At 66.2% G+C, this 14,031-nt stretch carries 13 protein-coding genes, 1 tRNA gene and 1 pseudogene; 7 read left to right on the top strand and 8 right to left on the bottom strand.

Annotated features, from left to right (window positions below):
* Window positions 1-73: 73 nt before the first annotated feature.
* From lysA to ACWF9Z_RS17235, 3 genes are all read right to left on the bottom strand, one after another.
* Entirely contained in the window at window positions 74-1,465 is a 1,392-nt protein-coding gene (gene lysA / locus ACWF9Z_RS17245; RefSeq protein ID WP_453602970.1) for a diaminopimelate decarboxylase, read from the bottom strand.
* Window positions 1,466-1,540: 75 nt separating this feature from the next.
* Window positions 1,541-2,731: an ArgS-related anticodon-binding protein NrtL gene (gene nrtL, locus ACWF9Z_RS17240; RefSeq protein WP_453602969.1), complete on the bottom strand. Its 1,191-nt coding sequence runs from the start codon at window positions 2,729-2,731 to the stop codon at window positions 1,541-1,543.
* A 116-nt stretch (window positions 2,732-2,847) separates the two neighbouring features.
* Window positions 2,848-3,270, bottom strand: coding sequence for a response regulator (locus ACWF9Z_RS17235; protein WP_453602967.1), 423 nt, complete (start codon window positions 3,268-3,270; stop codon window positions 2,848-2,850).
* A 152-nt stretch (window positions 3,271-3,422) separates the two neighbouring features.
* Here ACWF9Z_RS17235 and ACWF9Z_RS17230 point away from each other — a divergent pair.
* Window positions 3,423-3,494, top strand: a tRNA-Arg gene (locus tag ACWF9Z_RS17230).
* A gap of 135 nt (window positions 3,495-3,629) precedes the next feature.
* On the opposite strand, the gene ACWF9Z_RS17225 is transcribed toward ACWF9Z_RS17230, so the two are convergent.
* From ACWF9Z_RS17225 to ACWF9Z_RS17215, 3 genes are all read right to left on the bottom strand, one after another.
* Window positions 3,630-4,187 (bottom strand): hypothetical protein, encoded by a 558-nt coding sequence (locus ACWF9Z_RS17225; RefSeq protein ID WP_453602965.1) that lies wholly within the window; start codon window positions 4,185-4,187, stop codon window positions 3,630-3,632.
* A gap of 130 nt (window positions 4,188-4,317) precedes the next feature.
* Complete coding sequence (locus ACWF9Z_RS17220; protein WP_453602964.1) at window positions 4,318-4,605, bottom strand: hypothetical protein; 288 nt, start codon at window positions 4,603-4,605, stop codon at window positions 4,318-4,320.
* 960 nt (window positions 4,606-5,565) lie between these two features.
* Window positions 5,566-6,081 (bottom strand): hypothetical protein, encoded by a 516-nt coding sequence (locus ACWF9Z_RS17215; RefSeq protein ID WP_453602962.1) that lies wholly within the window; start codon window positions 6,079-6,081, stop codon window positions 5,566-5,568.
* 464 nt (window positions 6,082-6,545) lie between these two features.
* Here ACWF9Z_RS17215 and ACWF9Z_RS17210 point away from each other — a divergent pair.
* The 6 genes and pseudogenes from ACWF9Z_RS17210 to ACWF9Z_RS17185 form a co-directional block, all read left to right on the top strand.
* A pseudogene (locus ACWF9Z_RS17210) lies at window positions 6,546-6,698 on the top strand (helix-turn-helix domain-containing protein); the annotation flags it as partial.
* A 195-nt stretch (window positions 6,699-6,893) separates the two neighbouring features.
* A complete protein-coding gene (locus ACWF9Z_RS17205; protein ID WP_453603131.1) occupies window positions 6,894-7,901 on the top strand; it encodes a DNA-binding protein in 1,008 nt (335 codons plus the stop codon).
* Between the two features lie 41 nt (window positions 7,902-7,942).
* Window positions 7,943-8,626, top strand: a complete 684-nt coding sequence (locus tag ACWF9Z_RS17200) for a RibD family protein (RefSeq protein WP_453602961.1) — start codon at window positions 7,943-7,945, stop codon at window positions 8,624-8,626.
* Complete coding sequence (locus ACWF9Z_RS17195) at window positions 8,623-9,075, top strand: deaminase (protein WP_453602959.1); 453 nt, start codon at window positions 8,623-8,625, stop codon at window positions 9,073-9,075. The genes ACWF9Z_RS17200 and ACWF9Z_RS17195 overlap by 4 nt, the downstream gene beginning before the upstream one ends.
* 337 nt (window positions 9,076-9,412) lie before the next feature.
* Window positions 9,413-9,622, top strand: a complete 210-nt coding sequence (locus ACWF9Z_RS17190) for an effector-associated constant component EACC1 (protein ID WP_453602958.1) — start codon at window positions 9,413-9,415, stop codon at window positions 9,620-9,622.
* A 4-nt stretch (window positions 9,623-9,626) separates the two neighbouring features.
* Window positions 9,627-10,022, top strand: coding sequence for a hypothetical protein (locus ACWF9Z_RS17185; RefSeq protein ID WP_453602956.1), 396 nt, complete (start codon window positions 9,627-9,629; stop codon window positions 10,020-10,022).
* A 501-nt stretch (window positions 10,023-10,523) separates the two neighbouring features.
* On the opposite strand, the gene ACWF9Z_RS17180 is transcribed toward ACWF9Z_RS17185, so the two are convergent.
* Together ACWF9Z_RS17180 and ACWF9Z_RS17175 are read right to left on the bottom strand one after the other, a co-directional pair.
* Window positions 10,524-12,518, bottom strand: coding sequence for an NB-ARC domain-containing protein (locus ACWF9Z_RS17180; protein WP_453602954.1), 1,995 nt, complete (start codon window positions 12,516-12,518; stop codon window positions 10,524-10,526).
* A 784-nt stretch (window positions 12,519-13,302) separates the two neighbouring features.
* Window positions 13,303-13,965 (bottom strand): beta family protein, encoded by a 663-nt coding sequence (locus ACWF9Z_RS17175; protein WP_453603129.1) that lies wholly within the window; start codon window positions 13,963-13,965, stop codon window positions 13,303-13,305.
* Between the last annotated feature and the right edge of the window lie 66 nt (window positions 13,966-14,031).

The following is a 14,031-nucleotide window of genomic DNA, read 5'->3' as shown; positions in this document are numbered from 1 at the left end:
TCAGGTGTAAACCAGTCTCACTCAATGGACAGCAGTTTCCATCCTCGGTCCATTGAGTGAGACACCAATTTCATTATCCGAGGTCGAGGCGCAGGAGATCTTCCTCCGTCTCGCGGCGGACGATGACGCGTGCCTGTCCGTCGCGCACGGCGACGACCGGCGGACGCAACGCGTGGTTGTAGTTGCTGGCCATCGAGCGGCAATAAGCGCCGGTGGCGGGGACCGCGAGCAGGTCCCCGGGGGCGAGGTCCGCCGGCAGGAACGCGTCCTTCACCACGATGTCACCGCTCTCGCAGTGCTTGCCCACGACACGGACGAGCATGGGTTCGGCGTCGGAGGTCCGCGAGACGAGGGTGACGGCGTACTCGGCGTCGTAGAGGGCGGTACGGATGTTGTCGGACATGCCGCCGTCCACGGACACGTACGTCCGCAGCCCCTCCAGCGGCTTGATCGTCCCGACCTCGTAAAGGGTGAACGCGGTCGGCCCGACGATGGCGCGGCCGGGCTCCACGGAAATGCGCGGCGCGCGCAGCCCGGCGCTCTCGCATTCGCGGGCGACGATCTCGTGCAGGGCCTTGGCGATTTCGTGGGGCTCGCGGGGGTCGTCGTCGGAGGTGTAGGCGATGCCGAGTCCGCCGCCGAGGTCGATCTCGGGGAGTTCGACCCCGTGCTCGTCGCGCACGGCGGCGAGCAGCCGGACGACCCGCTTCGCGGAGACCTCGAAGCCCGCCATGTCGAAGATCTGCGAGCCGATGTGCGAGTGGACGCCGAGCAGCTCCAGGCTGTCGTGCCCGAGGGCGCGGCGTACGGCCTCGGCGGCGGAACCGTCCGCCACGGCGATGCCGAACTTCTGGTCCTCGTGCGCGGTGGCGATGAACTCGTGCGTGTGGGCCTCGACGCCGACGGTCACGCGGATCTGCACGGGCTGGCGCACGCCGAGCTCGCGGGCGATGTGCGCGACGCGGGCGATCTCCTGGAAGGAGTCGAGCACGATCCGCCCGACGCCGGCCTCGATGGCACGGGTGATCTCGGCGTGGGACTTGTTGTTCCCGTGGAAGGCGATGCGCTGGGCCGGCATCCCGGCGGCGAGCGCGGTGGCGAGCTCCCCTCCGGAGCACACGTCCAGGTTCAGCCCCTCCTCCTTGAGCCACTTCACGACGGCCTTGGAGAGGAACGCCTTCCCGGCGTAGAACACGTCGGCGTCCGGCCCGAAGGCGTGGGCCCAGGCCCGGCAGCGCGCCCGGAAGTCCTCCTCGTCGAGGAAGTAGGCGGGCGTGCCGAACTCCTCGGCGAGCTGGGTCACTTCGATCCCGCCGACGGTGACGACCCCGTCGGCCGTCCGGCCGACGGTCCGTGCCCAGACCTTCTCGTCCAGGGCATTGAGGTCGGCGGCCGGCGGGGAGTAGTGCCCCTCGGGCAGTACGTCGGCGTGGCGGGGCCCGGCGGGGTGCGCGGAACGGCTCATCGAGATTCTCTCTTCACAATCATCCGGATCGTCCGGATCGCAGGCGAAACACAACGGATCACGTGCGCATCCGCATCACAGGCGGTCGGGCGCGTCTATACCGAGGAGGGCCAGGCCGCCGGCCAGCACCGTCCCGGCGGCTTCGGTAAGGGCCAGCCGGGCACGATGGGCGGCCGAGGGTTTCTCGTCCCCCTTGGGCAGGACGGGGACGGCGTACTGGAAGTCGAGCAGCGCGTCGCCCAGCACGACGAGGTGCCGCACGAGCCGCTCGGGCGCACGGTGGTGCGCGGCGGCTTCGAGGACGAGGGGGTAGTCGGCGAGGGAGCGGAGGAGGAGGGTGGCGGGGGTGGGGGCGGTGGGGTTGCCGGTCGCGGGGGCTGGGGCCGGGGTGGCTGGGGCTGGGGTGGCTGGAGTGGCCGCTGTGGCGGGGGCGGCTTCGCGGGGACCGCTCGGCTGGCTGACCTCACCGGGCTCTGCGAGATCGCCGGGCTCCGCGTGGAACCCCAGCTGTTCGGCGTTGCGGCTGAGCGCGCAGGCCCGGCTGCAGGCGTACCTCACCCGGAAGAACTCACTGGACTCGTCCTGCACCGGCAGCCACACGGGAAACACGGGCGTCTCATGGGCGGGGACACTGAGCATCGCCCAGGCGGCGGCGTCGCCCCCGTAGACGCCCACGACGTCCCCGTCCCGCCTGGCCACGGGCGCAACGCCGGCCGACCCCTGCCCCTGGCTGTATCCCGGCCCGTGCCCCTGGCCCTGGCCCTGGCCCTGGCCCTGGCCCTGGCTGTGAAGGATCCGCAGGGCGGCCTCCCGCACGACCCGGTCCCTCAGCTCACCGTCGGAGGGCAGGGCGGCGTCCCGCACGACCAGCCCCGCCACATCCCCCAGCTCACCCAGCTCACCCAGCGCACTGTCGGGGGCGAACCCGTACCGCGCGCCGCGCGCGCGAATGCCCCGTACGAGCTCGGCAACGGGACTCTGGACGAGTACGAAGTTCAGGAACCCGGCGCCGGTGATCTCCACGCGCTCGATCCCGGGTACGGACCCCAGCCGGCCGGCCAGCATCTCGGCCACGTCCCGCGGCGCGACGCCGGCGTCCTTGCCCACCCGGAAGGCGACGGGAGACGCGTAGTCCCCCACTCCCCCGGGCCGGCTCCGCTCGACGACGACCCGCTCGGGCACGACCGCGCCGACGGGCAGTTCCCCGTCCTCGACGGCGCAGCGCACGGCGCGCACGACGACACGGGAAAGATCAGCGGGGGTCACGTGCCCAGCCTAGGCGAGAAGGCCCGGGGTCACGCGAAGGGTTTCGCCATGTGAACAGAGGCCTGCCGGACCGCGAACCAGGCCCTCCGCCCGGCCGTGCACCCGCACACCCGAATTCACCCCCGGCCCCTCCCGGCGGGTGCCCCTCTCCTCTCCCTCCGATCGCGGCGCTCGATGAGCCGCCGCACGACCCGCACCAGCTCGGCGGGCTCGAAGGGCTTGGCGAGGAAGGCGTCCACGCCGTTGGCGATGCCGGCTTCCACCTCGTACTGCGTACAAGCGCTCACGATGGCCACGGGCAACTGCCGCGTCCGCGGATCGGCCCGCAGCTGCGCGACCGCACCGAAACCGTCCAGGCGAGGCATGACCACATCAAGGGTGATCACATCGGGCAGCACGTGGTGCACGACGTCCAGGCACTCGGCACCATCGTTCGCGGTCACGACCTCGAAGCCCTCCAGCTCGAGATTGACCCTGATCAGCTGCCGGATGACCTTGTTGTCGTCGACAACAAGCACCCGGCCCGAGGCGCCTGACACAACTCGAGAGTAGGTCGGCCGGGACCCCCGCGTCCGGGTTTTTGCCACTTCCACCCCCACCGAGCGACGCACCCCCCTCTCCCCCTCAATCCGTTCCTGATCACCGTCCGGAAGCTGGTAGTGTTCAACCCGTCGCCGCAACGCGACGACGCGCCCCCGTAGCTCAGGGGATAGAGCAACGGCCTCCGGAGCCGTGTGCGCAGGTTCGAATCCTGCCGGGGGCACTCCAGCTGGTAGGTGTGCAAGTGTCGCTGACCAGCTGAAGTGCCAAGCATGAAGGCCCGGACTCAGTCCTACTGAGTCCGGGCCTTTGTCGTTGCTACTCACTGATCCCGTGTGAGGGGCGTGTGGGCCGCGCGTCAGCCTGACGCATCGCTGATCACCCGTCGGGCGCGCTCGTAGAACTGCTCGCGCGTGCCGTCCAGCCCAGCGGCATCCGGTCGCCTCGTGAGATTCGACAGCGCCTCAGCAGTGCCGGCCGCCCAATCCCCGTAGGCCTCGAAGACGGCGTTGGCCCGCTGCCGGAGCTCAAGGTCCGGCATGACCTCGATGACCGGCAGAGCGTCGTCATGGTGTCGGCGGACGGCGGCGGAGCACGCGTCGTACAGGAGCGTGGCAGCCAAGGTGTCCGCGGCCTCCGTCGCCTCACCGATCTTCGTCCGGAAGTCCTGGAGCATCTTCGAGATGGTCGTGGAGGTGGCGATCACCTGCTCCCGCACACGTTGCTCGTGCGCCAGTCTCGCCTCGTGCTCGCGCTTCGCCGCGTCCTGGGTGTCAGCGTGCTGCTGCCTCCTGCGCTCCGTCCGTCCGGTGAAGTAGTGGGTGATCCAGGCCGCGGCGGCCGAGCTGATGAGCACGGCTCCGGCTGAGATCGCGGCCGTGACCCACTGGCTGTCCTGCATCACTGTCGTGGTCACATCGCCCGTGGTGGTCGTCGTCTGCCGGCCACTGCACCCGGATATGACCACCAGGAGCCCTAACAGCCCTAATCGGCTCGCCACTTGTCGCATGAGCGCAGATTAGTGTGAGCCATTCCGCGTCCGGTGCTCACGGGGGTTCTGCCCATCCCATGACTTTCGCGATCTTCGGGTTGTCCAGCTCCTCGTGGCCGTCGATACGGCCTTCGTAGCGCCCATGAATCACCTCAGGCGAGTTGCCGGCGCGGCAGGCGACCTCGGCGACCGGGACCCCGGCGTTCAGCCTCCGCCGGCCGCATCGCCGCGTAGAGCTGGCAGGCGAAGAACGCGACGATTCGCCGCCCGCGGTTGCGGTGAACAGAGCCGAGCCGGCGTAGGAGACGGCGGTCAGGAGCTGGCTTCCCTGGACGGCATTCACAGCGCCCCGGGGTCCACCGCGTCACCGCCCTTGGGCCCAGCTCGTTTCACCCCGGCCAGAGGATTCGCGTCCAGGTAGCCTGACTCGATCGCGTACTCCATGGCCCAGCGACGATCCACCACAGCTGGCTGCCCGCAGGGGGAGAACGGAGGCGTAGTGATCTGACTCGGGTTCGCGTTCGGGTTCGGGTGTCATGCTGGTGGTCTCCTGTTTCTGTCGAAGGGACGGAGAACCGGGGCGGTCGCGGTCTTTGGCGCGAGGCGACCATCCCGGGCGTTTCTCAGGCCACGCTCCAGTTGCTGCCACAGCCGGTACCGCATTCGTCGAACTGCAGGGGAGCCGCCCCGTTCGGGACACGCAGACCCGGGGGATTCGAACCGGGCCACGGGGGTACAACCGGGCCGCAGAGATGGGGAGAGCGCGCGTTGGAGTTCTTAACGGGAGTCATCGCCATTGCTGGCACGCTGCTGGGTACGGTTGTCTCCCACGCGCTCCAGTCCCGGACCGCCACTCGACTGAACTCTGGGGCCCAGAGCGCAGAGCTCCGGCGCGACCTACGCCAAGCAACTGCTCGTCTCCTCGCTGCCGAGACGGTATTTCGCCGCCTCCAGTACGACCGGTGGGGCTTGCGCGACGCTCCCGGACCCGAGAAGGACACGGCAACCGCCGCGGCCCTGGAGGCTCGCTCAGAGGTGATCGCAGCTCTGGCAGAGGTCGAACTCCTGACCGAGGCGACCGAGATACGCACACGGCTAACCGAGTTGGCCGAGGCGACGTTCACCCTGCACAACGCGGTCGACGAGCAAGACCTGGCAGCCCGATCCACTCGCACCCGTGCCGCAGCCAGCGCCGTGGTCGACGTAGTGGGCCGTGTTGTTCGCTCCTGACATGGTGCCGAAGGGACGGAGAACCGGGGCGGTCGCGGTCTTTGGCGAGAGGCGGCGACCGCCTCGGGCGCAGCTAGTGGTGCCGCTTCCAGAGGGCGTACTCCTGGCGGACGTAGCCGCGGGGGTCGCGGGTGCTCTCCGGGTGGTCCGGGGTGTACGGGGTGTCCGGGCCGTCGGCGTACCCGCCGGGGCCTGGGCCGGCTGTCTGGTCGATGTCCATCAGACGCCGGGCCGCTTCCACGGCGGGGGTGGCGGCGCCGCCGCTCACGGGGTTGTCGTCGGTGAGGGCGATCCGGTCCAGGAGCGCGGCCTTGCGGAGCCAGAACTCTCGGACGTGGACGTCGTGCAGGCAGTCTCGGACGCCTCGTGCGGTCCACCCGATCTCGCTGATGATGCTCGGCGCGGTGGCATAGGCCGTCTCGGGAGCGGGCCAGTGGCTCGGCTGCTGCTCGGCGGTGACGTACAGGCGGACCCGGTCGCCGTCGCGGGTGGGGTGTCGGCGGACCGGCCCGGTCGTGAACGTCTCGGCCAGGGCCTTGGTGATCTCGGGCGCCTCGGTCGGGCTGCAGATGACGCGGATCTCGAACATGGATGGCTCCTTCACCTTCGGAAGGGAGCATTCCTGACCGTCGGCGCCTCGGAGGCCGCCAAGCTGGCCGGCCTTGAAGCCGCCACCGCGGAGCTCCAGGAGCAGGACGCGCGGCTCCAAGGCGGGGTCATCGACCTCCGCGAGCGGGGTTCGGAGCTGGAGGAGAAGGAGCTCCTGCACCACACCGCCCCGGGCGTCACTGCCGCGACGCGTAACGGATCACGACCAGGTCCCGTTGCCACAGATCTGTCCCCTTCGCTCGGATCGAATGGAGGGCCCCGACCTGCGCCGCTAGGCTGGTACCGCCCTCTGCATCCTTTGTAGAGCAGGAATTTGATGGGCCGACAGATCCACCATGTGGCCGCCCGAGGGCGGCCACATGCGCCGCATGAGGGGGACGAGTGGGGCAGCGACCGAACGATCTGACACCGCATGCAAGCCCTCAGCACTACCTCGGCGCCGAGATGCGCGCCTGGCGCACACAGCGGGGCTTATCACTGGGCAAGCTCAGCCGATCCATCCTGTTCAACACCAGCTACATGGCACGCGTGGAGCGCGGCGGGCAGGCCGCATCCGCTGATCTGGTCCGGGCGTACGACGATGCCCTCGGCGCGAGCGGCTCGCTGGTCCAGCTCCACGCGACGATCCTCGAAGGAGCCCGCGTTGAGGCCCTCCCCACAGGGGATGTGGCTAATCGAGTGCCCCATGTGGCCAACGGCTCTGTGGCCCTGGCTGAGGAACCGGAGCCTCAGGCACCGTCGGAGGAGGGGATGTCCATCCCCGTACGTTCCGATGACGGAAGGATCATCTTCGTGTCCCTGTCTCGAAGGGCTCTGATCGGCGCGCTCGGCGCTGGTGCCGCGATCGCTGCGACCTCCGACCTTTCAGCGGCCGCGAGCCCTGCCCCACGATCCGATCTCATCGCCTCAGGGGCCGACCCCATCGAGCTGCTCCAGGCAACGCGACGGGTGCTGATCGACAACGACAACCTGTTCGGTCCCCATCGGGTGATACCGACGGTCCAGCAGCAGATCGCCGCCATCAAGGAACTCCGCGCGGATCGCCGTGGCACCGATCGCCGGCAGCTGCTCCAGCTGCAGACCCAGTACTCCGAGCTGTGCGGCTGGCTCTACCAGGACCTCGGGGACTTCCGTACCGCCCAGCACTGGATGCGAGAGGCCCTGGAGGCCTCCCACATGGCGGGCGACGACGAACTGACCACGTACATCCTGGCGCGCCGCAGCCAGCTGGCCGGCGACATGAAGGATCCGATCGAGGCCGTCGACGTCGCCGAGGCCGCGGAGGACCGAGCGGCACCGAGGAGTCGCCTCGCTGCGGTGGCCGCTACGTACGGCGCCCACGGTCACGCTCTGCGGAAAGACCCGCTCATGGCCCAGCGAGCGTACGAACACGCGCGGGAGCTGCACGCCACGATGGATCCGGATCCCTCCTCGCCGTGGGGTGTCTGGCTCGACGGCGCGTACATAGACGTGCAGCGAGCACACAGCCTCGCCGCCCTCGGGGACCACCACGGAGCAGCTGCAGGCTTCCGGAACGCCATCAGCCGACTGCCCGCCGGCTTCCACCGAGACCGCGGGGTCTACCTGGGGCGCGAGGCCGTCTCACTGGCCCACGCGGGCGAGGCCGAACAGGCAGCCTCCATCGGACTGCAGGCCTTGGCCATCGCGAAGGAGACCGGCTCCGACCGTATCTCGCGCGAGCTGGCCCAGCTCGATGGCGCACTTGATCAATGGCGTACGGTCCCTGGCGTGAGCGACTTCAAGGACGCTCTGACTGAGGCAGTACTGCGCCAGGCCTGAACAGGCTCCCTCCGCCCTGACCAGCATATGAAGGAGACCCAATGCCCCGCCCGTACGTCCTCCTGAGCGTGGCCACGTCCGTGGACGGCTACATCGACGACACCAGCACCGAACGTCTGCTGCTGAGCAACAGCGAGGACTTCGACCGGGTGGACCAGGTGCGCGCCGAGTCCGACGCAATCCTGATCGGCGCCGGCACGATGCGGTCCGACAACCCCCGGCTCCTGGTGAACAGCGAGGAGCGGCGCGCGGCACGGGTCGCCTCCGGCAAGCCCGCGTACCCCTTGAAGGTCACCATTTCCGCGAGCGGAGACCTGGAGGCCGACCTGAAGTTCTGGCACCACGGCGGCGAGAAGCTCGCCTACACCACGGACGCGGGCGAGGAGAAGCTCCGCGAGCGCCTCGCCGGCCTCGCGGACGTGGTCTCCACGGGCGCCGCCATCGACTTCGGCGCCCTGCTGGACGACCTCGGTGCCCGCGGCATAGAGCGGCTGATGGTGGAGGGCGGCGGACAGATCCACACCGCATTCCTCTCCCAGGGCCTGGCCGACGAGATTCACCTCGCCATCGCCCCCCTGGTCGTCGGCGACCCGGGCGCCCCCCGCTTCCTGAACCCAGCCACCTACCCCGGAGGCTCCACCCGCCGCATGCACCTTGCTGAGGCCAGCACGATCGGCGACGTGGTTCTTCTCCGCTACCTGCCCAAGCAGGAGGGCTCCGCATGACGCACGCCGACGATGTGACCTGGATGGAGCGGGCCATCGAACTCTCTCGCAAGTGCCCGCCGGCGGAGGGCGCCTTCTCGGTCGGCGCCATCATCGTAAGCGCCGACGGCGAGGAACTCGCCCACGGCTACTCCCGCGAGACGGACGCCCACGTCCACGCCGAAGAATCAGCCCTGGCCAAGCTCCCGGCGGATGACCCCCGCCTGACTGGCGCCACGCTCTACAGCACCTTGGAACCCTGCTCGGAACGCAGGTCCCGCCCCCTCACGTGCACCCAACTGATCCTCCGCTCCCCCATCCGCCGCGTGGTCATCGCCTGGCGCGAGCCGAGCCTCCTGGTGGCCGACTGCATCGGCGTCGAGACCCTGAAGGAGGCAGGCGCCGAGGTGACGGAACTCCTCAACCTCGCCGAGGCGGCCCGCGCAGTGAACGCCCACCTGCTGACGTAATAGCAGTGTCCCAGCGGTCCCACCTGTCCGGTTGAGCCGCTGACCAGCAAAACTGCCCGGACAGCTCCACGGTGAGCTGTTCGGGCTGTCCAGTGACAGGGCGTCTCGGCACCCCGCCCGTGATCGCAGCGGCCAAGAACTCCGCGTCGACCGCGTGGGCAGGGGCCCGCGTGAGCACGTAGCCCTCGGTTTCGACCAGATACCGCCGAAACAGTAAAAGACGGGTTGCACGGCTGCCGATGCGACAAGATGAGACTTGATTGCTGTGGCGCATGACTGTTTGTCCCTGTATATGCCGTGCCGAGATATTCGGCATCCATAGCCGCAAGGGGAGGAAATGGACGTTGAAGGCCTGCTCGCCGCATTCGGAGCCGCAAGTGCCGCCTCCGCACTGGTTCGCGCACTCACAATCTGGGTGCGGTCCCGCCATCCAGGGAGAGCAAGACTGAAAATCGGAGGGGACGAGGTGAGCCTCGACCTGTCGAACCCAAGCGAAGCGGTGCGGTATTTGAAGGCCCAAACTAACTCCGATCCCAGCGGTAGGTGATCCTGTGACCACTCAAAGCACGGGAACGGCTAGCTCCAGCGGGATCACTATCTTGGCTGCTCAGCCAAGACGGGTCTTTAATGCTGATCAGCTGAGCGCTTCCTTCGGGGGCGCAGGAGGCGGAATCGGCTTGGTTGCCATCGGTAGCCACATGGATCCGAACGGGATCTGGAGTGACGTATTTTTGTATCTCGCTCCAGTTGTGGCTATTGGCTTCACCGTTTCAATGAGTTGGGTCTTTGCGAAACTTGAGCAGCGGGAAATTCGCAACCAGAATGCTAAAGCAATCAACACGGTCCAGTCAGAAATTGACGATCCGGAAACTTCGCTTGAGCGCAAGGAGGAGCTGAAGGTAATCCTGAAGTCCCTACGAGACGAACGGATCGCCTACCGACTCTGAGCCGCGCGAGCTCGCGCGGCTTTATCTCTCCATCGCCAAACACAGAGCCCCGGGCCGGGGCAACCAGTGTCGCGCTGAGCTGACAACACCGAGAAAGGGAACCCGCCGGCGCTTCAGCGCGCGGATTACATGTGGGATCCGCTCCAGCCTCGCCGTCCCTTGCCTGCCACGCCCAAGGCCAAGGCCAAGGCCAAGGCCAACAGCATCGCGCCCGCGGCAACAGCGTTACGACACCGGCGAGGTTCTCCTCGAACGACGCTCTGACAATGGTTGTAGGGACGTGCCTGGTGGAGCTCAGGGGGTAGGGGAGAACATCGCAGGCACGGTCACACCTGTTCCTGCTGTTCCTGCGCGGCAGAGAGTCGGCTCCGCCGCCGCACGCCCACCGCCAGCTTCACCGAACTCCCCGATCTCCGCTCGGACGGCAACCCATCGGCGTAGCAGCCAGCAGCGATCCTCACTTGCCAGCCGGCATCCAATCCAAGCGACTCACCTGGCACGTTAATCGAGCGGCTCGACTTCCGCCAGCATTTCATTCAGCTTCCGACGCGAGTTCTGAGTTCGGGGATGATTTACACCTAGAAACCGTTCACGCCTCACGACCACATCGCTCATTTCAGAGATTGCGCGACACGAATCCCCAGCTTCGTGGCGAAACTCTGCGAGATTGTGCCGCGTGAGAAGTACATCATGATGATCAGGGCCAAGCGTTCTGAGCTCAACTTTCAAGATGCCCTCTAAAGCCTTTACCGCACCCTCAGGGTCCCCAGCGTCACCCTTCAACGAGGCTATATGGTGCCTGATTATGCAAACCAATTCACTTTCAGGTCCTATGTGGTTCGGAAGCTCGGCGAGGATACCCTCAAGGGTTTCAATACCAGCCAAGCTATCGCCAGCTCTGGCACTCCAGTAGGCCACCTGACATCGGGCATCGATCACCCGGCGGTGCTGTCGACCGTGATCCACTAGGAGCGATTTGAGGATGTACTCGAACGTTGAGGCGGCTTGCGCGAAATCTCCGCACAGGCCTGCCAACATCGCCAGATCCCCCAAGGCGAGTAGAGTGTCCGGGTCGAGTGGCCCCTTGGTGTTTCGCAGCCCATGAAACGCCTCCAGCGAGGCGTCCGCGGCGTTGTCGACGTCACTGTTCCTTGAATGCCACCACCCTAACTGCAAAGTGCATTTAAGAGTGTCTGGATGGTCAACACCCAGGACCCTGATAGCCGACTCCTTGAGTGCAGTCCATTGGGTAATAGCCCGTGTAAACATCCCAGCCTCGCCGTAACTGTCGGCTCCACGGAACAGCACATGATGAGCATCGAGATCCCAAAGGGTGTCATAGAAGTCACGCGAGAGTTTATCGACGCTGTCGCGGAGCATCTGGTGGGCCATCCGATCACCACTAGGGCTCGGCCACGTCTCCAACAAGCAGTATGCCGCAAAATATGCAAGCTCTCCACGATGGGTTTCATCCACATAATCCCGCGTGATGCGCTGAATCAGCGGATGAACACGCACGATCTGATGGCAACTCTCCGGATGATGCGTTACAAGGCTCAATCGATGCAAGGAGCGCAGGGCAGAAGTAATGTCATCGTCGGAAATCGACGATGCGATGTCATCTACGGGAATTTCGTTTTGATCCAGCACATGCTTGATAATTGCAAGGTAGGAACGGGCGCCTTCGCCAACCAGGAGCGCCAGCGGAAATCCGTTGGGCTCGAACATTGCCGCTAGCTCCAGCAATGACCTGGCCAGCCCAGCTGGGCGTAACATATCAGCATGCGCAATGGATATATCCCAAACAGCGGCTAAGGTCTCCCGGTGATCGTCCGGCAATCCGCCGCTTTCAGGAACAAGGTCTGCCAATAGCCGCCGCTGATCCTTGAGGGCATTTCTATAACGCGAAATCCCCCACCCCTGATCGACAATATACGCAGCCGCCTGCGCCATTGCCAGTGGCAGGTAGCCAAGATCGGCGGCGAGGTTCGCGATTTCGCCACTCGAATAACTGCGGTCATGGGATGTGAATTTCGCGGCTAGATATGAGGCTGCTTCCCCGGCGGAGAACGTGTCGACGTCGATAAGGGCACGACCCTGACCATGCAGGGACGCATCCCGGCGTCGCGTGGTCACGATCACTTGACAATTGTCTCGACAGGGCGGCCAAAGCCCGCGCATGTCCGATGGATCGGCGAGGTCATCCAAGATCACCATACAATGGCGCTCGGTTGCCTGAAGCCACGCTAGGAAAAGCCGGGCACCCTCGCCCGGCGTATCCTCTGGGGGATTCCAGATATCCCTGGCCGCTTGAGCATAGGAAAGCTCGATTGCCTCTCTGCTGGTCGCGGTGACCCAGATGATCAGGTCAATCTTCCCCGTATCCCACGCCCGCCGTGCGCAGCGCGCCGCGAGTTGAGTCTTCCCTACGCCGCCCATCCCTGAAAGGATCCGGGTAGGTTGCGATACCGAGAGCACGAGGTTCGAGCGCTCCACAAAACAATGTGCCTCGGGAGGTAAGTTGCCTATTTGATGCGGCCAACGGCTCCTGACTGACCTACCAGAGCTTGTATGGAAGTTCTCGACTCTACCGATTGCGAACCCGCCCGAAGCTGCCAGGATCGACGTTTCTGCGGTAACAACTGGGCTTGCAGCGCCGGGCTCAGTCAGCCTCTCCCCGAACCCGGCCGCAGAGGGTTTTCGATGTGGATATCTCCATTGAAGAAGACTCCTGCGACCGAGCCTTGGGTAGCTCTTACGGAGACATCGCCGCTAATACTCCGATGGTCCGAGGCACATCCGGACTGGCGTATCTGTTCGATCACTTCGTGAAGCTGGACTACAGCTAGCCGCTGCTGCTCAGCCGCCAGGCTGTTGAGCAGCTCCTCAAAGCGCACTTGCCAGTAAGCGGCTTGACGAACTCTCACTTGCTCCAGATTGCCGGAAGGGGTGGCGTGCTCCAGGGCGGCGAGGGTGCGATCGAGAGACTCCGTGGCCTGCTGCTCCTGCCCGCGGCCAAACAGGCGACTCACACGGTCCCTGACGCTCGTCCAAGCATCGGTACCAGCCGCCTGCACCACTGCGCCAGCTCCCGCCGCAGCTATCGCTGCCAATCCCTCAGCCAACATGCACGTCCCTCACCCTCGGTAGGTGCCCATTCAAGCGCGGCTGCGCCCAGAACGTGTGGCGCTTCTGCATATCGGGTCGAGCAGATCGCCCGTCGACCCGGATGCTTCGCGACGAGCGGCCCCCACCAGGAGGGTCGCTGTCTCCGCAGATCTCATGGGTGCCCCAGCGCATTGAGATTGGAGGTAACCACTGCCAGATGATGCGAGGTTGCCCATGCCCGCCACTCCGTACCGCCGCCGGCTCTGGACCTTTGGCGCATGGCGCACTCGTTTACGCGGGCATCGCCCCATGAGGTTCGCGCCCCTGTCGCAGGCCAGTACGGAGACGCGACCAGGTCAGCGCTCAGGGTGAAGAAATCATCGTTGCCGGAGCGGACTCGCGGATAGACGTAGACCTGCCAGGCATCTGGGGTTGTGTAGCGCATGTTGGGATCTGGCGTCCCACGGGACTTCGTCGGGATCCGAGGATGCGTCACACCGAAGTCGCCGAAGTCTGGCGACTTTCCGTGGCATCCGTTCAGGACTCGCCGCCAGAGCTGCGCATCACGCCGAGCCACCGGCGTCGCCCGCCCCCTCGGGAACCCGGTCAGGTTGACGGGAAACGCTCCGGCGGCAACACACTCACGCCTCCAGCGCCACGGAGAGAGTGTCGTGAGCGCAGCCAAAGCACGGTCGGCCAATCGATCTCTCACGATGCTGGAATCCACCGGACCAGCATCAATGAGCAGGTCGACCTCTTCCGGATCCAGGTGCAGCACCTTAAGAAGCCTCCCGATCTGTCCATGACTAAGGGTTGTCCCGCAACTGCTGGTCACGGGTGAGATGATCTTGCAGTGGCTGGTGTGATCACGGCGTCGGAGCCGTCCTGGATAGCCCCGTTC

The sequence above is a fragment of the Streptomyces sp. NPDC054961 genome, assembly GCF_053609145.1.
The sequence above is the reverse complement of the archived record's forward strand: the minus strand, read 5'-3'. Positions and strand labels throughout refer to the sequence as shown.